The 18,285-nt window shown below is 41.3% G+C and carries 20 protein-coding genes; 13 read left to right on the top strand and 7 right to left on the bottom strand.

What is annotated here, in order from left to right; all coding sequences use genetic code 11:
- Positions 1-39 precede the first annotated feature (39 nt).
- Complete coding sequence (locus tag MKZ10_RS01950) at positions 40-990, top strand: hypothetical protein (RefSeq protein WP_342507396.1); 951 nt, start codon at positions 40-42, stop codon at positions 988-990.
- Positions 991-1,045: 55 nt separating this feature from the next.
- Here MKZ10_RS01950 and MKZ10_RS01945 read toward each other — a convergent pair whose 3' ends face one another.
- Both MKZ10_RS01945 and MKZ10_RS01940 read right to left on the bottom strand, forming a co-directional pair.
- The gene (locus tag MKZ10_RS01945; RefSeq protein ID WP_342509964.1) at positions 1,046-2,509 is read right to left on the bottom strand and encodes an aminoacyl-histidine dipeptidase; all 1,464 of its coding nucleotides are present in this window, start codon (positions 2,507-2,509) and stop codon (positions 1,046-1,048) included.
- 25 nt (positions 2,510-2,534) lie between these two features.
- The gene (locus tag MKZ10_RS01940; protein WP_342507394.1) at positions 2,535-2,912 is read right to left on the bottom strand and encodes a VOC family protein; all 378 of its coding nucleotides are present in this window, start codon (positions 2,910-2,912) and stop codon (positions 2,535-2,537) included.
- A 285-nt stretch (positions 2,913-3,197) separates the two neighbouring features.
- Between MKZ10_RS01940 and MKZ10_RS01935 the strand changes: the two genes are divergently transcribed.
- The 8 genes from MKZ10_RS01935 (at position 3,198) to MKZ10_RS01900 (ending at position 9,948) form a co-directional block, all read left to right on the top strand.
- Complete coding sequence (locus MKZ10_RS01935; protein ID WP_342507392.1) at positions 3,198-3,980, top strand: hypothetical protein; 783 nt, start codon at positions 3,198-3,200, stop codon at positions 3,978-3,980.
- Between the two features lie 5 nt (positions 3,981-3,985).
- Positions 3,986-4,711, top strand: a complete 726-nt coding sequence (locus tag MKZ10_RS01930) for a hypothetical protein (RefSeq protein WP_342507389.1) — start codon at positions 3,986-3,988, stop codon at positions 4,709-4,711.
- Positions 4,712-4,716: 5 nt separating this feature from the next.
- On the top strand, positions 4,717-5,514 hold the full coding sequence (locus tag MKZ10_RS01925; RefSeq protein ID WP_342507387.1) for a hypothetical protein: 798 nt from the start codon (positions 4,717-4,719) through the stop codon (positions 5,512-5,514).
- 3 nt (positions 5,515-5,517) lie between these two features.
- On the top strand, positions 5,518-5,886 hold the full coding sequence (locus MKZ10_RS01920; RefSeq protein WP_342507385.1) for a GntR family transcriptional regulator: 369 nt from the start codon (positions 5,518-5,520) through the stop codon (positions 5,884-5,886).
- Positions 5,879-6,589 carry an ABC transporter ATP-binding protein gene (locus tag MKZ10_RS01915; protein WP_342507383.1) on the top strand — a complete coding sequence of 237 codons (711 nt, stop codon included), beginning with the start codon at positions 5,879-5,881 and terminating at the stop codon, positions 6,587-6,589. Before MKZ10_RS01920 ends, MKZ10_RS01915 begins: the two co-directional genes overlap by 8 nt.
- A complete protein-coding gene (locus tag MKZ10_RS01910) occupies positions 6,579-7,502 on the top strand; it encodes an ABC transporter ATP-binding protein (RefSeq protein ID WP_342507381.1) in 924 nt (307 codons plus the stop codon). The genes MKZ10_RS01915 and MKZ10_RS01910 overlap by 11 nt, the downstream gene beginning before the upstream one ends.
- A complete protein-coding gene (locus MKZ10_RS01905) occupies positions 7,480-8,412 on the top strand; it encodes an ABC transporter permease subunit (protein ID WP_342507379.1) in 933 nt (310 codons plus the stop codon). The genes MKZ10_RS01910 and MKZ10_RS01905 overlap by 23 nt, the downstream gene beginning before the upstream one ends.
- A 561-nt stretch (positions 8,413-8,973) precedes the next feature.
- Positions 8,974-9,948 (top strand): nuclease-related domain-containing protein, encoded by a 975-nt coding sequence (locus tag MKZ10_RS01900; protein WP_342507377.1) that lies wholly within the window; start codon positions 8,974-8,976, stop codon positions 9,946-9,948.
- 214 nt (positions 9,949-10,162) lie between these two features.
- Here the strand turns inward: MKZ10_RS01900 and MKZ10_RS01895 are convergent, their stop codons facing one another.
- The 4 genes from MKZ10_RS01895 to MKZ10_RS01880 form a co-directional block, all read right to left on the bottom strand.
- Positions 10,163-11,266: a DUF4179 domain-containing protein gene (locus tag MKZ10_RS01895; RefSeq protein WP_342507375.1), complete on the bottom strand. Its 1,104-nt coding sequence runs from the start codon at positions 11,264-11,266 to the stop codon at positions 10,163-10,165.
- A complete protein-coding gene (locus MKZ10_RS01890) occupies positions 11,263-11,829 on the bottom strand; it encodes a sigma-70 family RNA polymerase sigma factor (RefSeq protein WP_342507373.1) in 567 nt (188 codons plus the stop codon). Before MKZ10_RS01890 ends, MKZ10_RS01895 begins: the two co-directional genes overlap by 4 nt.
- Before the next feature lie 176 nt (positions 11,830-12,005).
- A complete protein-coding gene (mscL, locus tag MKZ10_RS01885) occupies positions 12,006-12,395 on the bottom strand; it encodes a large conductance mechanosensitive channel protein MscL (RefSeq protein ID WP_342507371.1) in 390 nt (129 codons plus the stop codon).
- Between the two features lie 107 nt (positions 12,396-12,502).
- Entirely contained in the window at positions 12,503-12,811 is a 309-nt protein-coding gene (locus MKZ10_RS01880; protein ID WP_342507369.1) for an MGMT family protein, read from the bottom strand.
- A 340-nt stretch (positions 12,812-13,151) separates the two neighbouring features.
- Here MKZ10_RS01880 and MKZ10_RS01875 point away from each other — a divergent pair, with 340 nt between their 5' ends.
- The gene (locus MKZ10_RS01875) at positions 13,152-14,879 is read left to right on the top strand and encodes a HAMP domain-containing methyl-accepting chemotaxis protein (RefSeq protein WP_342507368.1); all 1,728 of its coding nucleotides are present in this window, start codon (positions 13,152-13,154) and stop codon (positions 14,877-14,879) included.
- Between the two features lie 96 nt (positions 14,880-14,975).
- Here MKZ10_RS01875 and MKZ10_RS01870 read toward each other — a convergent pair whose 3' ends face one another.
- On the bottom strand, positions 14,976-15,629 hold the full coding sequence (locus tag MKZ10_RS01870; RefSeq protein WP_342507366.1) for a phosphatase PAP2 family protein: 654 nt from the start codon (positions 15,627-15,629) through the stop codon (positions 14,976-14,978).
- Positions 15,630-15,791: 162 nt separating this feature from the next.
- Here MKZ10_RS01870 and MKZ10_RS01865 point away from each other — a divergent pair, with 162 nt between their 5' ends.
- The 3 genes from MKZ10_RS01865 to ytxJ are packed head-to-tail and all read left to right on the top strand — an operon-like array spanning position 15,792 to position 18,252.
- Positions 15,792-16,331 (top strand): glycerol-3-phosphate acyltransferase, encoded by a 540-nt coding sequence (locus MKZ10_RS01865; RefSeq protein ID WP_342507364.1) that lies wholly within the window; start codon positions 15,792-15,794, stop codon positions 16,329-16,331.
- Positions 16,332-16,335: 4 nt separating this feature from the next.
- Entirely contained in the window at positions 16,336-17,904 is a 1,569-nt protein-coding gene (locus tag MKZ10_RS01860; RefSeq protein ID WP_342507362.1) for an aminotransferase class V-fold PLP-dependent enzyme, read from the top strand.
- A gap of 18 nt (positions 17,905-17,922) precedes the next feature.
- Positions 17,923-18,252, top strand: a complete 330-nt coding sequence (ytxJ, locus tag MKZ10_RS01855; protein WP_342507360.1) for a bacillithiol system redox-active protein YtxJ — start codon at positions 17,923-17,925, stop codon at positions 18,250-18,252.
- Positions 18,253-18,285 lie beyond the last annotated feature (33 nt).

Genomic DNA, 18,285 nt, shown 5'->3' with positions numbered 1-18,285 from the left:
TCCATTCATTTCCGTATATAGGTAAAAGGGGTGTTAGCAATGGGACAAGATTTATATGAACGCCAAATGGATTTGACAATGAAGCGGACTGCGTATAATCGCATAACAAGAAGACTGGATGGAGCAGAGGCTCAATTACAAGAGGCCATTGTGCTACGTGATGAGCTCCATAAACAATTAACGAAAGAGCAACAAGACGTTGTGAAGCTTGGAAAATTTACTTTTATGAATAAAATCAAAGAGTGGACAGGTAAATGGGATGAACAAATGGAGAAGGAAATTGCTGAGGCGGCTGAGGTGGAATTGAAATTTAATGACGCGGAGAAAACGGTGACGGATATGGAGGCGGAAGCCCGGCGTCTGCATGAGGAAATGAAAAATCCTGATTACACATATATTGAAGCAGATTGGACAGATTTTCTAAAGGAAAAAGAGGAATGGATTCGACGGAACGATTCAGCTGCCAACGCGAAATTGCAAAAGATTGCGGATGATCGGGTCAGGCTTCATTCAATCATGCGTGAAGTCAATGAGGCTAGTGATGCGGGGAATACAGCTATTCAGGCACTGGATGCGGCCCTCAATAAGCTTGATTCTGCAGAAGGATTATCGACGTGGGACACATTTTTTGGCGGCGGAATGATTATATCGGCGATGAAGTATTCCGAAATCGATGCCTCGGATGACTATGTGCATCGTGCGCAACGAGCACTTCGTCATTTTGAAACGGAATTGATGGATGTTCAAAATGTTGCAACAGAATCATTCACTGTCAATAACAATGATATTTATACGTTCACAGACGTATTTTTTGATAATATCTTTTCAGACTGGGCGGTTCACTCGCGGATTACGGACGCCAAAAGTAAGTTAAATACAGTGCTTCAGGATGTGCGGCGGATACAGGATCAGCTTACGAGACAGCATGCCGAAATGACGCATGAATTGGAGCGACTTGAAGTGCAGGAGAAAGAAATAATTGAAGCTTAAAACGAAAAAACGCCAAGTTTCCTCTGAACTTGGCGTTTTTGAATGGTTGTTTTAATCAATCTACTTTCATTCTCTTCAATGTGTATATAAAATATTCCCAGTTATTAATGGTCGAAGGAATGCTGACATGCTCGTCGGGCGTGTGTACATGAAACATATCTGGTCCGAGTGAAACGGCATCTAGTCCAGGAATCTTTTCGATAAAGACACCACATTCAATGCCAGCATGCACAGCAATAATTTCAATGTCTTTGCCATACTTTTCTCGATATGTCTCTTCGAATAATTTCCTCACCTGTGAGTCAGGATTATAGGGCCACTCCGGATAATCGGCATCAATCAATACTTCGCAGCCAAGCATGTCCGCCAGTGATGTAGCTTGCGTCACCATATGGGCTTTTGCACTTTTGATGGAGCTTCTGATTTCATTTTCAAATTGGATGGCTGTATCAGTTGTTGTCACGACCCCTAAATTTGTAGAGCTTTCCACAAGTCCATTGACACCCATACTCATCGCTTGGACGCCATGTGGAATGAGCAATAAGGCAGTAATTACTTTGTGCTTTGTTTCTGCTGAAAAAATAGCTGTCGAGTGACTGTCATTTTGTTCAACACTAATGGATACGTCTGGATCTGCTAGCTGGAGCTCATTTTTGAAAATTTGCTCCCATTGTACGATTTTTTCGTTGACCTTGCTGACATCAGTTGGTGAAATGAAAATAACGGCTTGTGCTTCACGAGGAATTGCATTTGATTTCAAGCCACCTGAAATCTGTTGAATATCGAAAGGTACTTCATTGGCTAAATCATGTAATACTCTTCCCAATAATTTAGTAGAATTTCCTCTGCCTTTATCAATCGAGATGCCTGAGTGACCGCCTTTTAACCCTTTGATTTGAAGGCGATAGACAATTTTATCATGTGATGCGTTAGCCCATTCAATCGGCAAAACTTGCGTCACATGGACGCCCCCCGCACTGCTAACAAGGAGCTTGCCATCCTCTTCAGAATCTAGGTTGATGAAGACTTTACCTGTGAAGTGACTGGCATCCACTGCAATCGCGCCGTTCATGGTCGTTTCCTCTTCTGTCGTAATGACGACTTCGAGAGCAGGATGTGGAATATCTGTTGCGTCTAGTAATGCCAATGCGTAAGCGACCGCAATGCCGTTATCTGCGCCCAGTGTTGTATCTGTCGCATAAAGCATGTCCCCAATAATTCGGAGTTGAAGAGGGTCCTTGTTAAAGTCATGGACCGTGCCTTCATTCTTTTCACAAACCATATCCATATGCCCTTGAATAATAACAGTCGGGGCATTTTCGTAGCCAGCTGTTGCTGCTTTTTTAATGATGACGTTTAATGCCTCGTCTTGAATGACCTTTAAGTTGCGTTCCTGTGCAAAACGTACTAAGTAATCACTAATGGCTTGCTCGTTGCCAGAACCTCTTGGAATCGCCGATATTTCCGCGAAGTAATGAAATACGATATGCTGCGTTAATTGTTGTAAGTTATTGTACATAGAATTCGTCCTTTCATTCAATCAATCATTCCTCCCCGTAAAACTCTAAAAATTCAACCTTGTTACCGAACGGATCATGTGTGAAGAAGCGGGATCGCCCAGCGATGGGTAGATCTTCGTTCACTAAATAATCCGCCTGTTGCAAGCGTGATTTTAATTGTTCAAGTGCATTTACGGTAAATGCCGGATGTGCTTTTTTTGCTGGAGTGAAATCATTTTGAATTCCAATATGGACCTCTTGAGATCCACAAAGGAACCAGCATCCCCCGCGTGCTTGCAAGTTTTCAGGCTTCGGAATTTCTTCCATACCGAGGAGTTCACCGTAAAATTGTCTTGCAGCTTCTTCGGAACCAGCTGGTGCTGCGATTTGAATGTGATCAATACCTGTAAGGAATGTGCTCATTATTCATCTCTCCTTTGAACGTTGTACCTTTAGTATAAACCCCAATCGACCCGAACACTATGACCCTTTTTGGATACTTCTATATAAGTAATTACTATTGGTTTAATTAAATGCCATTGGATTCACTGATTACTCAGGCGTATGACTTTCGATTTTTCATTCCGTTTATTCAGCAAAAAAAATGTATTGAAGCATTTTGTAGTTCATCCCAACAAATCTCTTTACAATCTCCCGGTCCATAGTGTACCATATAACTAATACACTGATACAAAGGGAGGTATCCTCATGCAACAGTTGAATGGCTTGTTGAGGAAAGAGTGGGTAGCGATGAAGGGGCCGTTACTTGTGAATGCGTTGTTTGCAGTTGCTACGATGTTGTTTCTTCCAATACTTATAACCCGGATTCTGGGAACTGGCACCCAGGTTTTTGAGGTGGCACTGGTCATTTGTTTTTCGTGGGCGGTCGCAAGTGTAGCTTCGCCAGTTGTTAGTTTTTTTATAATGTTAGAAAGGGATATGAAGCGGCCGGATGTGTGGCTTCATTCGAATGCATCTATTGCTAAATTGATTGGATCAAAAGTGGTGTTTGCATTGCTGGTTGGTGTTGGTGGATTACTGATTGCTACGATTGTTCTCGCGCTACATTATGCATTTTCAGCGACATCTATTCTAACGTTTAATGCATTGTTGTTTTACGGGGTTATTTTTCTCGTAGTATCCTTTATTGCTTCGATTTCAATCCTGTGCATAGGGTTCTTTTTCTGGGTGCTGTATCGCCTGATGGAACCATCCATTAAAGGATTTTCAATTGTTGTTACGATTGTTTTGTTTTTCATTTCATTGTTGGTAGTCGAACGGGTAAGAAGTTCGGACTTATACGATAAGGTGGTTAAAGTTGGACCAGTTGATTTATTAGGATTAAAAAATCCTAATTTGGATGTTGGAAATGGTTATTTTGAAGTGACAGGTACAGCTTTTTATACGGGGCAAATTGTATTGGACACATTCTTTATCGTTGTTGCGTTCGTTGTTGCAACGGTCTTGTTTGAAAAGAAAGTGAGGTTGTAAGGCGTATGAAAAGATGGGGAGGGTTAGTGCGCAAAGAGTGGGTGCTTATGAGGTGGGGAATTGTTTCTTTTGTTTTAGCATTTAGTGCGTTTATTTTCCTAGCATACTTTCACGCATTTCAAGGAGTGTTGGAAACGATTGTTGGCGATATTCAAAACACAATGGTGTTTATTTTTCTACTTCATATGCTTGCGGCAGTATCATGGTTTTTGGATAGTCTGAATAAAGAAATGAAGCGACCCGATATATGGCTCCATTCCCCTATGTCTATGTGGCGGCTTGTTGGAGCGAAGGTTTTATTCATCACCATTATTATAAGTTGCTCGTATTTGTTGTGTGGAACGGCTTCTATTGTAGACGGTCTTGCCCTATTCTTTAGCGTGGGTGTAGTCATTTTGTTGAATGCAATTTATGTTATGGCACTCGTCTTTTTCTTCTGGTCAATTTACCAAGTATTTCGCTCGCGCATTGGTTGGTTTTTCGCTGTTATTAGTATGCTCGTTGTATTCATCGTTTGGGCGTATGCATGGGGGATGATTTGGTTTTCGAGCGTGTTTCAAACAGTCAAGGAGCTAGGTCCGCTGAATGGGATGCTACCAGTGATGGAAATCAATTATATCGTTCCAGGTGTAGCGATTTTAACGATTGGAAATCTAATTCTTCATGGCGTGATGACGACAATTTATTTCGCTGTCGGGTCCATGCTGTTCGAGAAGAAAGTGAGGTTGTAAAGCGTATGAAAAGATGGGGAGGGTTAGTGCGTAAAGAATGGGCACTTGTGAAGTGGTTTGCCATTGCTTTGTTTGTCATAAATATAGGTGTTGTAGTGGTAGATAATAGTCATATTTTTCTTGGGATAGCAGATGACTCGACTTCTTATGCCTTTATGACAAGTGGCTTGTGGTTGCATCTTCACACGTATATGGGTGCTGTCCTGGTTGCGGTTAGCTATAGTCGCGAAAGACCGAGGGTAGATATTTGGCTTCATTCTCCAACACCTTATGTGCAACTGGTAGGTGCAAAAGCAGTAGTAGCGGCTAGTGCCGTATTCTGGTCACTGGTGTTAACCGGGATGGTCATTGCTGTTTTTAATTATGTGGGTGGCTATTGGGGTGGCTTGTCGATTGTAGATGAACTACTTTTGATGCTGTCGATGATTATCGCAGTCGTTTTAAATAGTTTGTTATTTATAGTGATTACGTTGTTTTTCATGCAAGTTTATCAAGTGTTGAAGTCATGGATGGGTAAACTATCTATCATTGCTACGGTTGTTTTATTCCAACTAAGTGTTTTGATTTGGGCAGTTGTTAATATTATAGACTGGTTTCAAGGAATGAAGGAACTTGGCCCGATTTATGGTGTGCACACAGCGGTAGGGGTTTTACCAAGTTTGCACGAGAGAAACTTTATTTTAGCTGGTTTGTTACCTGAAACTGCTATTTTGACAGTCGGTAGTGTAGTGCTTTATGGAGTCTTCACATCGATTTTATTCATCGGTGGGGCTGTCCTGTTCGAAAAGAAAGTGAGGTTGTAAGCGATGGGCATAGAATTTCTTCCAGACAAACCAATTTACCAGCAGCTCATTGACCGAATTACGGGTGATATTATTCGAGGGACGTTGAAGCCTGGGGAGAAGTTGCTATCCGTTCGTGATTATGCGATGGAAGCCGGTGTCAATGCCAATACGATGCAGCGCGTCTATAAGGAGCTGGAGCAGATGGAAATCACGGAAACGAAGAGAGGGCAGGGGTCCTTTGTGACGGAAGATGAAGTGAAGATTTCCAGGCTCCGAGACAGCATGAAAGAGCAGTTAGTGACGTCTTTCATTCAAAGTGTGGAGGAACTTGGCTTTACGACGACTGAAATTGTGCAACATCTACAGGAACGGGGTGGAGAAAATGATTGAGTTAAACAATGTCTATAAGAAGTACGGCGGGCGGAAGGCGCTGGAGAATATTACACTGACAGTGCCGCAGGGTAAAATAATTGGTCTTGTTGGGGAGAATGGTAGTGGTAAGACAACGCTGTTGAAGCTAATGGCGGGCTTGTTGACACCTAATTCGGGAACTGCGATGTTTAATGGAAGTCGTATGACGCGCAAAGTTGCGACGAATATTGCGTATATGCCGGATGCAGATTTGTTTTATCCTTATTTTACGGTGGGTCAGTTATTCGAGTTTTACGAGTCGCAGTTTACTGATTTTAATCCAGTGAAGGCAAAGGAAATAGCAGCGTTTCTCAATCTATCTCTTGATTCGAAAATAAAGAATTTGTCAAAGGGGAACCGTGGGCGAGTCAAAATTGCGGTGACACTTGGGAGAGAAGCAAATTATTATTTGCTGGATGAACCGTTCTCTGGCCTTGATCCGATGGTGCGGGATGATATTGCGAAAGGCCTGATCCGTTTCACGGATCCAGAGCGGCAAACGGTTATCATGTCGACGCATGAATTAAAAGAAGTGGAACCATTGCTCGATGAAATCGTAGTATTAAGAGGGAGTCGGATGATTGCACATAAGGCGGTGGATGAAATTCGGGATACCTATGGGAAAGATGCCACCTCGTGGATGGTATCGTTGTTTAGGGAGGGAAGTTCAAATGGAGAATAAACCAGTAGTAGAATTGAAGAATTTATCGAAAACGATTGGGAAGAAGAAAATTATTGATAATTTGAATTTGGCGTTATATCCAGGTCAAATTACAGGGTTCCTCGGTCCGAATGGTGCGGGGAAAACGACGACCATTCGGATGATGGTTGGGCTGATGGAGCCGTCTGGCGGGGATGTCGTCATTGAAGGCATCTCGCTCTCTAATGACTTTGAAGGAGGACTTTCCAAAGTTGGAGTGATTGTCGAAAACCCTGAAATGTATAAGTATATGTCCGGGTATAAAAATCTCGTGCACTTTGCGCGTATGCATAAGGGTGTGACGAAAGCGCGGATTGATGAGGTTGTCAATCAAGTAGGCATGCACAATCGAATTCATGAGAAAGTGTCGAAGTATTCTCTTGGCATGCGGCAACGACTTGGGCTTGCGCAAGCATTGTTGCATCGTCCAAAGTTTTTGATTTTGGATGAACCGACAAACGGGCTGGATCCAGCGGGGATTCGTGAGTTCCGAACATATCTCAAGAGCATCGCGGAAAAAGAAGGTGTTTCTGTCTTTGTATCGAGCCATATGTTGTCGGAGATTGAACTGATGTGTGACCGGATTGCGGTTATCCAGAACGGGAAGTTAATTGATATTCGGGAAATGTCGGGGATGCAAGAATCACATTATTATATTGAAGCACTTCCACGGGAAGCGGCTGAGGCCCTTCTTAAGGAAAAAGGATTCTCTGTTGAATCACATCAAGATGGCTTTATTATCAACGCAGAAAAAGAACAAATTCCCGCATTGATTCAGCAGTTTACGGTACAGAATCAGCAGGTTTTTGCAATTCAGCCATATCGTAAAACACTAGAGGACGAGTTTTTAGAAATGACGGGAGGTGGCCAGATTGCTGAAGCTCATACAAAATGAATGGATGAAGTTGTGGAGTAAAAAAGGGACGTGGGTGATGGTTATTCTCATCGCCGCAATGATTGTTGGCCTGTCAGGGCTGTTGAGATTATTAAATGAATTAAATGATTATTCTAGTTGGACGGAGTCATTGCAGCAGGAACTTGTGCAGGTGGAGGAAGAACTTGCTTCACCTGATGTGACGGAAGAGAAAAAAGCGGAGTTACTTCAAAGACAAGAGGAAATTGGATACGAAATTGAATCTACTATGGAAATGAGTAAACCGAAAAGTAGTGAGGAAGTCATTTTAGAAACATCCGGTATGATGTCGCTTGTGATGCTTTTTATGATTATTGTTGCGGCGGGAATAGTAGCTTCTGAATTTTCACAAGGGACAATCAAGATGTTGCTTTCCCGTCCGGTAAAACGATGGAAGATCCTTACGTCTAAATATGTGACCGTATTGCTATTTGGTTTGACACTTACAGCGATTACATATGTAGCGAGTGTAGTGAGTGCGTATATTTTCTACCCAACTGCAGAAGGAAATTCGGTTTTATTATACGGCTCAGAAATTGCAGTTACAGCTGTATTCGGTAAATCTATTTATTTAGTACTTCTCGCATTTGTTTATGTTGCTGTTATGTCGACATTAGCCTTCATGATAGGCTCTGTGTTCCGGTCAACTGCACTGTCAATTGGGATATCTTTATTCTTATATTTCACCGGTTCGATGATTGTAATGTTTCTTGAAAGATTTGAGTTCGCAAAGTTCATTCTTTTTGCACATGATTTGGCGCAATATGAGACAGGTTTCAAAATGCTAGAAAGTAATACGATGCCGTTTTCGATTGCGGTGCTGCTCGCCTATGTAGTTGTACTCCTTGTCGTGAGCTATACAACATTTATGAAACGAGATATTACGGCATAATAAAAGCCCTCCGGCGATGGAGGGCTTTTTGACTGGCATTATTTATTGCTGCTGTACGTTCTAACAAGACCTGCAACGTTACCAATGATGACGAAAGCGAATAGCGCGAACATGATAGATAGGAACCACATGAAACAATCACTCCTTTGATAGTAAATCCTGCTTCGATTATACCACCAGTAGTAAGGGCAAGCAATGGAGGTTGATGGAGAGTTATGGCGGGTTTGTATCTATTTGAGTCTATGGTCTTGATTCGCCAATAAGTCGTTGGTAAGTGCCAATAAACCGGTTGGGACCGCCAATAAAAGATCGGCGAACGCCAATAACTAAGGATCAAACGCTAATAAATAGAATTCGATAGTTGGATAATAAACTAAGGAAATTTGAAATTTGCTTAAGCAGGATAACTTGTTAAACCTTTGTTGTATCTAGATCTTCATTTAATTATATAAATAAAAACAGGGATTTAAACCTCAAAACAAAGCCAAATTACGGCTTTCGGCCATCGTATAGTATCCCTCTTAAGCCTGTGATACTCTCTAGTAAAGGGGGGAGTTCTTGTTGATTAAAAAGGAAGGTTCGGTGCCTTATAAATTACTTGGACTAAGGGTGTTGGAAAAAAGACTATTGGCAAGCTCAGGGAAAATAGATGTGATTCGAGAACATTTGCGTACTGCACAGGCTGGTGTGAATGGTGAAAAGAGGTTGAAAGGGGTTTTTGAGAAGTATACATTTCCATTTGAACATTATGTGTTTCATGGCCTGAATCTGCAATCCACAGGCAAGTTTCAAATCGATACATTATTCTTATCTCATGCTGGGGCTACTGTGTTGGAAATGAAAAATATTGGTGGACGTATCCGTTTTTCAGAGGAGCTTGGCCAGCTTAGTCGTACATTAGACAATGGAAAAAAGGATATGTTTGAATGCCCATCCGTCCAACTGGAGCGTAACAGAATGCTCTTGGGCGATTGGTTTCATACGCGTCAAATTGCAATGCCAATCCATGGTGCAGTCGTCTTTTCGAAACCGCAACAACAATTCGAGAATACGCGGGAGCATTTACGGATTCTCTTCCCGTTAGAAGTTCCGGGCTATCTAAGAAGTCTTATAGGTTCTTCAGAGAATGTGGATTCCACGACCTTAAAGGAGGTGGTCGCTGAACTTGAAGTTGCGGATCGTGAGTATACTCCATTTCCCATGTGCTCCACTTATCACATAGATCCGAGAGATATTGTAACAGGCGTGATGTGCGACGCTTGCGGTTTGTTTGGGATGACTCGCATTTCGCGAGGGTGGGTGTGCGAAATATGTGGCCATTTTGATCGTCATGCACATCGTCAAGCGATTGCGGATTGGTTCATGTTGTTTGGTGGAAAGCTAACGAATCGTGCGTGTAGGGAGTTTCTCCATATAAATGATATTAATGTTGCCAAGCGTTTGTTGAATGGAATGAATATTTCATTCCAAGGGACCAATAAAGGACGAGAATACTGGATGGATATGCAAGATATTGCGAATCACTCGATGAAGTGATGGGTCTATGGTCTTGATTCGCCAATAAGTCGTTGATAAGCGCCAATAAACCGGTTCAGACCGCCAATAAAAGATCAGCGACCGCTAATAACCAAGGCCAAAACTCCCTCCCATACTATACACTTCGACGAAGTGTATAGTATGGGAGGGAGTTTTGGCGGTAGAGCGGGAGTAGATAAAAAGGGACTACCACATTCATGGCAGTCCCTCTTGCTTATTTCTCCAATTCAATCACAATATCATCCATGACAAACTTTTCTTGCCCAACGCCCGTTTTGACTGGAATCGGAATTTCTTTCTCCTTTCCATCCGACGTAATTTCGACGCCTCCCGAATTCGAAGCATCATGAATTCTGAAAGTGACATGTGGAGTGACAATGAGCTTTGTTGCATTCGGATCTAGTTTTTCGAATGTTTTACTCCAATTTACCGTATAAGCATCTGTACCTGAACCACCATTTCCTTCTCCAGAGTATACGTTACCGATATCATCTTTTATTTCTAGTTCAATGTAAGCCTCATGCCATTTTTCTCGTACTTGCTGGGTTGCTTGTTGGTTGTAATGAACAATGAAAGACATTGGCGTGAATGCTACTTTTTTGATATTGACAGTTACACCATTTTGTTCAACGCTCTGGTTCGTTAATTGGATTTGGCTATCTGTTGCTGGAAGTGAGAATGCAAATTTCCAATTGCCTTTGATTTTTTCACCTGTAGAGGTTTGCAAAATACTGCCTATTTTCCATTTGATGTCGGCAGAGTCTGATGTTAAGCCGAAAGGAGTGATTTTGTCTAAGCCGACATAATGATGGTCATCTATTTTTGAAATGTAAGAGCTTCCTGCTGCTCCAGTCGCGCCTTTAATCGACGGCGTGTTAAAGGATGTGAGATCTCCTCCCAAATCACGGTCACTCTCAATGGAATAAGTGAGGGCAACCGTCTCTCCATCAAAAACCGCATCATTAATCGTTATTTCGATACCATTGCTTTCTTGTGTTAGATTCATTTCAGTTGAGTATTCCTTATAATTATCGTACAGTCCCGTTTTTTCGTTATCCAAGAATCTGAAAATATCCCCGATGATCGGGATGTTGCCCGCATAAGCAGGGAAGGTTAATCCTACTGTCGCAGTGGATAAGCCCACAACTACTGCAGCTGCCGCCACATTCATTTTCCAACCCATTCTCTTTTTCTTCTTGGTAATGGACTGTTTGAGTCTACTTTTCACTTTAGCTTTTTCAAATTCAGTGACTGCCATTTCCTCAAATTCGTTGTCATCCAGGTTCACGTCATTTAGCAATTCATAAATGTCCTTCATGCTCTACTCTCTCCCAACTCTAAAGTAGTTACCTTTTGATAGAGTTTCTTTTTTCCGCGATATACGCGGTTATCGACTGAAGTATTGGTCAACCCAAGTTTTTTAGAAATTTGCTCTGTTTTATAACCAAGAAAGAATTTCATGATAAATATGTCCCGCTCAATAGGTTCTAATTGGTTGATTAACTTTATTAATTCAGTACGGTCTTCCAATAAAATCAGTTCATCCTCGGCAGATACATCTGTATTCCTATCCATGTAATCTGAAGGGAATTCAACTTCTTTACTTGCTTTTCTGTGATAATCAATTGCTTTAAACTTGGCAATGGTACAAATCCACTTTCTAAAATCAGTCGAATCTCCTTTGAACTTTTTCGAGTTGTTCCAGATGGACAGAAAAATATCATTGATGCATTCGTCGACAATACCTTGATCCTTAAGGGGAATGAGAACTTTATATGTGATCCCCTTAATAATAGGTAGATAAGTATCCACGACAAATTCTAAAGCATCCTCTTTTTGTCGCTGTAATCGCTTAATAAAATTCTCCTCATTAGATTTCATGTGATGATTCCCCTTACTTCGTTGTAAAAGCCTTTACACCCTATACAACGTACTAGAAAATATTATCTCTCATATTGCTATTGAATCCGCTGGGTGCCATTGCTTTGTATTTATTATCTTTCATTAAAAAAAGCTATAAACCATGACGGTTTACAGCTCTTTTACTGGTTGTCCTATTATTTTGCTTGCTCATTTTTCAGCAAGTCACGAATTTCTTTGAGAAGCTCTTCTTTCGTATCGACCTCAGGTACTGCAGCAACTTCCTCGACAACCTCTTCTTTCCGTTTAAACTTCATCAATAAACGAAGGGCCATGAAAATGGCGAATGCAATGATAATGAAATCGAAAATATTTTGGATGAATACACCGTATGTGATTTCTGCATCGCGAAACGTATAACTAAGCCCGGAAAAATCAATGCCTCCTGAAAGAAGTCCGATAAGCGGTGCAATAATATTTTCAACAAGTGATGATACAATTTTCCCGAATGCGGCACCGATAACAACTGCAACTGCAAGATCGATAACGTTCCCTTTTAATGCAAACTCTTTAAAATCCTTTAACATCTGTCTCACTCCCAATCTATCTGTATTGTTATTGTACCGTTTACGTGCATGAATACAATACCCAGGGTTATAAATTAGTAAACATAAAGGGGATTTTATTGGTTATGTTATCGCTCTTCCGCATCCGTTGGAAACCAGCGATAGATTGTTAAATCGACCTTGCCATTTTTCAAACGAACGCCTTCCATTTCAAGCAACTCTTGTTGGTCACTACCTGTGAGCGAAATTTCCCCTTTGATATTAATAACGCGATGCCACGGCAAGCGATATTTTTCGCTCATGGAATGGAGGATTCGTACAACTTGTCGCGCACCACGTGGACTGCCTGCAGCAGCAGCGACTTGGCCGTATGTCATGACGTATCCAGTGGGAATTTCTTGGATGATGCGTATGACGCGCTCTGTGAATAGATTCAAAACCGCGACCTCCTGTTCATGAATACCCTCGTTGATTGTAGTGGACATCAACATTGTTCGTGTTATATATCCAATAGTTCTATTATGAAATTGAATCACCAGCGTTGCAATAATTATTTGCCTGGGCAAAAGAAATTCGGAAAAGTAGAATAGAAATTGCGAGTTACAATACTCTAAATATTACGTGTTATTAAGCTGTTTGTATGGTAAAATTCATATAAATAGTGGAATAAAATGAAGTACTTGTTATTATGTTAAGAAAACAAATTGATAAATAGAAAGGGGTTAGGGCAATTGCCTTTGTGTTGAAAAGGGAGTTTCTGCCCGAATTTAAATGAAAATGATGAATTGGTTAAATAACATGAAGTTGAGTACTAAGTTATCTGGAATATTAATTTTAGCCGTATTAGCAATTATCATAAACAGCAGTATCTTAGTTACTAATTTAAAAACTACGTCACAGGAGCTTGAAAAAGCATTGTATGATGAATTATACTATTCAACTTATTTTCTTTTGAATGCAGATCGGGATTTCTATCAGGCAGACCAGGCTCTAATGCGATTTTCAGTAGACCAATCGTTATCAGGTGGTAAAAAAGGGGATTATACTGAAGTATTCCAATCGAATGTCAGTCAAGTGAAGGAAAGAATGGAAGAGGCAAAGAGAATTTTGCTGCTAGATGACGGTATCGATAGCAGCGAGATTGAACCACATTTTGAAAACTTTTTTGAAGAACTTTCTCTATGGGAGAAAGAAGTAGGCGTCGTTTTGGCAGGAACTACTTTTAATCAATCAAAAATTGAGAATTTGGGAGCTGAATTTGACTCGATCCGTAATGGAATTGATTTGATCCAGCAAAATCTTGAAGAGTCAGCAATAAATAAAGTTCAACTCATCAATAACAAAAATCAAGCATCATTGATTATTTCAATAGGCATTATCGGGCTATCTATTCTTATTGTATTTGTATTGGGAATTCTTTTAATTCGCTCCATAAAAAATCCCATCACAAAACTTCTGCATAACTTTCAACTTATATCAAATGCAGATTTAAGGGTGGAACAGCTTGATAGTAATCGTAAAGATGAAATCGGTCAATTAGCCTTAGCAAGTAATACAATGGCCAATCATTTAAGAACTATGATTGCAGATATTCAAGCTATTTCCGCAAATGTGGGTAGCCATAGTGAGGAATTAACCCAATCGTCGAATGAAGTAAAAGCGGGATCAGAGCAAATTGCCACGACTATGCATGATTTGGCATCGGGTGCTGAAACGCAAGCAAACACGACAAGCGAAATTTCTTTTGCAATGCAAGCTTTTTCTAAAGAAGTTGAATATGCAAACGGGGATGGGGAACGTATTTATCAAACTTCAAGTGAAGTTCTTGAATTAACAAATGAAGGTAGTTTACTCATCGATTCTACCAAAACTCAAATGATGAAAATCGATAGGATTGTTAAAGATTCAGTACAAAAAGTGCAAGGTTTAGATGTTCAATCTCAGGAAATATCCAAACTAGTCGCAGTGATACAAAGCATTGCCGATCAAACAAACTTACTTGCACTAAATGCAGCCATTGAAGCTGCTAGGGCTGGAGAACAGGGCAAAGGCTTTGCAGTTGTCGCAGATGAAGTAAGAAAACTTGCGGAGCAAGTATCGGTATCTGTGACAGATATCACGGACATTGTTTCGAATATCCAAATAGAGACGAGTATGGTAACAAGGTCTTTACAGGATGGGTATGAAGAAGTTGAACAAGGCACGAAACAAATCGAGGTTACAGAAGTAAAATTCAAAGGAATTGATAATGCTGTAAAAAATATGGTGAATAATATTCGGAATGTGACTGAAAAATTAACGAGTATTGCCGCAACTAACGAACAGCTAAGCGGCTCTATCCAAGAAATTGCCGCAATAACAGAAGAGTCAGCGGCTGGCATTGAGCAAACCTCTGCGGCATCCCAACAAACAAGCAGTTCAATGGAGGAAGTGGCCGGAACTTCCAGTGAACTTGCGCGCTCGGCTGATAAATTAAATGAGCTCATTCATAATTTTAAAATTTAACTTGTTTGTACTGAAAGCGCATCAGCCACCAGTTTCCGTGGCATTTACAGGAAGGGATAGCACCCTATCGTATATGTGCTGACAAGAAAGACCACTTCAAATACGAAGTGGTTTTTTCTTATCCCGCCAATATGTATAGATTGTAATCGCAATTGTTACCCATAGCGCGCTTACTGTGAATCCCCCAATAATATCACTTGGGTAATGGACGCCTAAATAGATGCGACTCACGCCAATGATAATAATCATAAAGGCAGTGAACAGCAGTAGAGCAACACGGCTCGTCATCGTTTTCACATTGCGCCAAGCGATATATGCGATGATTGCATAAAGGGCGAATGCCATCATGGAATGCCCGCTTGGGAAGCTGAAGCCGTTTGCATCCAGAATTCGGTAAATTTCTGGACGCTCTCGTTTGAAATAATTTTTTAGGATGGTATTAAAAATAACAGATCCAGCAATGACTGCAATCAATAGAAATGCTTGTTGACGGTAATGAAGTGCAAAATATAACACGGAAAATCCGATTACAGCAATTGGTACAACGACATAACCGGAGCCAATCCACGTAAAGAATTTCATGACAGTCGTTAACCATGGCGTTTCCAGTCCTTGAACAAAGCCAATAATGGCCGTGTCAAAGGAGGCAATCGATTCGTTACCAATGGCACTCGCAATGTAGCCAAACGCAACACCGAAGCCGATGCAAAGAATAAATGCGATGAGTAGACGGAGTGAGAGTTCACGCATAAGAACCCCTCCTTTCAGATGTGAATTATTGTATCCCATTTCCCTTAATAAGCATAGTTGCACAATGCTATATATCATGGAAAAATGCTACACTAGAAAAAAATAATGATTTATTGTAAAGGACCGATTATGACACTATCTCTCGTATTAATAGGCTCATACATGCTTGGCAATGTATTGACGGCCTCTATCATTAGTAAGTTCCTTTATAAGAAAAATATCCGCGAGCAAGGCAGCGGCAATCCGGGCGCGCGTAATGCAGGACGTGTATTGGGAAAAAAGGCGTTTGTGGTGACTTTTTTAGGAGATGCATTAAAAGGGGCAGTCGCGGTGATCAGCGCAAGGTGGCTTGGTTTCGAAGCACCTATAGAACTTCTTGCCCTTTTAGGCGTCATGTTAGGACATAACTATCCGATATGGTTACGATTTCGCGGAGGGATGGGGGTTTCTACTTTCATCGGTGGTATGCTGGCGTTCAATCCAATTCTGTTTGCTGTATTTGTCGGACTTTTTCTTGTGTTTTATCCGTTTCTTAAAAGCTTCACGGTCGCAGGACTTAGCGCAGCTGTATGGATGCCGACTTTAGTGCTTCTATTTTCATACGGTATTCCCGCATTCGTTATCGCTTGTTTGCTGGCTGCCCTGCTTTTATTTGCCCATCGTGAAGGTCTGAAAGCGAAATTTTTGTTGAAAAGGGGGTAACTGTATGGGATTGATCTATAAAATTGCAGAAACATCTACAGAATTTGAGCAAATTCATGAACTGAATTACCGTACGTTTGCTGAAGAAATTCCACAACACGAACCTAACGAGGCACATAAACTGATTGATAAATTTCACGATGAAAATACATATATTATTGGCGTCAAGAATGGTCGGGTTATTGGGATGATTGCCATCAGAAGCAAGCGCCCCTTTTCGCTTGATGGGAAAATTGGTCCAGTAGAACAACAATTACCCGTTCAGATCGAAAACCTAGTGGAAATTAGGCTTTTGGCGATTGAGCCGGCATATCGCAACGGTCGTGCTTTTCTGGGGCTTGCACAAGCGTTAGTTCGGTATTGTTTAAAAGCTGGGTATGACGCGGCGCTTATATCTGGGACGGTTAGGGAACAGAAACTATATGGTCAGCTTGGATTTTTGCCGTTTGCTCAATTAACAGGTACGGAAGAGGCTTCGTTCCAACCGATGTATTTGACGAAAGAGACGTTTGAGGCAGGGGTTGCGGGAAGAATTTCAAAACCGCATGTCAATTTTTTACCAGGTCCTGCGACAATTACTGAAGATGTGAAGAAGACAATGATGGCAGAGCCATTTTCACATCGTTCGTCCGAGTTCGATGGCGTGCTCAAACGCGTGAAAAACAGTTTAATATCATTGACAGGGGCGAAATACGTTCAACTTTTACAGGGGACCGGGACTCTTGCAAACGATGTCATTGCGGCGCAATTGAGTATCCGTAGTGGTAAAGGGCTTATTCTTGTTAACGGGGAATTCGGGTTGCGGCTTATCGATCATGCACAGCGCTTCAGCTTGGACTTTGACACAATCGAAATGGAATGGGGAGCATCCTATCATGAAGCGGACATTCGGGAGGCGTTAAGGACAGGCGGCTATAGTTGGTTATGGGTTGTTCATTGTGAAACGTCGACAGGTATCTTAAATGATTTAGTTTCCTTACAAAAACTATGTGTACAACAGGATGTTGAGCTTGCCGTCGACTGTGTTAGTTCAATCGGGACGACGCCGATCGATCTCTCCGGTGTCACATTTGCATCTGGGGTAAGTGGGAAAGGCCTGCTAAGTTATACAGGTTTGTCTTTCGTCTTTCATAATGAAGACATAGCCGCATGTCACGAATTACCGCGTTATCTCGACTTGGGTACGTATGCAGAAGCAGGGAGTATTCCTTATACGCAATCGTCCAACTTGCTTTCGGCACTTGATGTGGCTTTACAAAAGTTTGAGCAGCCAGAAGAAGTGTTTGCGAAGATTGTAAAACGAGCGTGTAAGGTGAGGGAGGGCGCAGAACAGGTAGGACTTACAGTTTTGGCTGAACAACAGCATGCATCTCCTGCCATTATAACGATCGTACTGCCAGCCGGTCTTTCTGCCAGACAGCTGGGAGATAACTTGTTTTTGAATGGCTTCAGTGTTCATTATGAAAGCAGTTATTTACGCGCTAGGAATTGGCTCCAAATTTCATGTATGAATGATGTGAAGGAAAAAGAGCTAAATGTTATGCTTAGTATGTTGGCTTCACTAACACTTTGAAATGGAGATGAATAATTTATGAAAGAATTAGAGACCATTCAAGATTGGCAAGCCGTATTAGAACAGTCACAGGAACAACGATTATTCATGTTGAAACATAGCACAGCTTGTCCAGTCAGTGTGGCTGCTTTGCGAGAGTTTGATGAGTTGGTAACGGATATTCCCAAATATTTTTTGAAGATTCAACATCACCGTCCTGTTTCCGCTGAAATTGAAAGCAATTTAGGCAGACGTCATGAGTCACCACAGCTGTTTTTATTGGAGGACGGAAAAGCATTGTGGGAGGCTACGCACCGTGCTATTACGAAATCAAAGATTAACAAAGCGTTAGAAGAGTTAGAGGGATAAAAAAACACTAGCATGTGAATGGGGGAGCTTATG

It is taken from the genome of Sporosarcina sp. FSL K6-2383 (genome assembly GCF_038618305.1).
Taxonomy (GTDB): domain Bacteria; phylum Bacillota; class Bacilli; order Bacillales_A; family Planococcaceae; genus Sporosarcina.
Note: the sequence above shows the minus strand (reverse complement) of the source record. Positions and strands in the feature narration are given on the sequence as shown.

Bases quoted from the DNA above. Each gene is read 5' to 3' on its own strand.
- ytxJ (WP_342507360.1), top strand. From the start codon at position 17,923: ATGAAAGAATTAGAGACCATTCAAGATTGGCAAGCCGTATTAGAACAG.
- mscL (WP_342507371.1), bottom strand. From the start codon at position 12,395: ATGTTAAAGGATTTTAAAGAGTTTGCATTAAAAGGGAACGTTATCGAT.
- MKZ10_RS01870 (WP_342507366.1), bottom strand. From the start codon at position 15,629: ATGCGTGAACTCTCACTCCGTCTACTCATCGCATTTATTCTTTGCATC.
- MKZ10_RS01915 (WP_342507383.1), top strand. From the start codon at position 5,879: ATGATTGAGTTAAACAATGTCTATAAGAAGTACGGCGGGCGGAAGGCG.
- MKZ10_RS01895 (WP_342507375.1), bottom strand. From the start codon at position 11,266: ATGAAGGACATTTATGAATTGCTAAATGACGTGAACCTGGATGACAAC.
- MKZ10_RS01935 (WP_342507392.1), top strand. From the start codon at position 3,198: ATGCAACAGTTGAATGGCTTGTTGAGGAAAGAGTGGGTAGCGATGAAG.
- MKZ10_RS01925 (WP_342507387.1), top strand. From the start codon at position 4,717: ATGAAAAGATGGGGAGGGTTAGTGCGTAAAGAATGGGCACTTGTGAAG.
- MKZ10_RS01860 (WP_342507362.1), top strand. From the start codon at position 16,336: ATGGGATTGATCTATAAAATTGCAGAAACATCTACAGAATTTGAGCAA.
- MKZ10_RS01950 (WP_342507396.1), top strand. From the start codon at position 40: ATGGGACAAGATTTATATGAACGCCAAATGGATTTGACAATGAAGCGG.
- MKZ10_RS01945 (WP_342509964.1), bottom strand. From the start codon at position 2,509: ATGTACAATAACTTACAACAATTAACGCAGCATATCGTATTTCATTAC.
- MKZ10_RS01940 (WP_342507394.1), bottom strand. From the start codon at position 2,912: ATGAGCACATTCCTTACAGGTATTGATCACATTCAAATCGCAGCACCA.
- MKZ10_RS01910 (WP_342507381.1), top strand. From the start codon at position 6,579: ATGGAGAATAAACCAGTAGTAGAATTGAAGAATTTATCGAAAACGATT.
- MKZ10_RS01865 (WP_342507364.1), top strand. From the start codon at position 15,792: ATGCTTGGCAATGTATTGACGGCCTCTATCATTAGTAAGTTCCTTTAT.
- MKZ10_RS01930 (WP_342507389.1), top strand. From the start codon at position 3,986: ATGAAAAGATGGGGAGGGTTAGTGCGCAAAGAGTGGGTGCTTATGAGG.
- MKZ10_RS01875 (WP_342507368.1), top strand. From the start codon at position 13,152: ATGATGAATTGGTTAAATAACATGAAGTTGAGTACTAAGTTATCTGGA.
- MKZ10_RS01890 (WP_342507373.1), bottom strand. From the start codon at position 11,829: ATGAAATCTAATGAGGAGAATTTTATTAAGCGATTACAGCGACAAAAA.
- MKZ10_RS01920 (WP_342507385.1), top strand. From the start codon at position 5,518: ATGGGCATAGAATTTCTTCCAGACAAACCAATTTACCAGCAGCTCATT.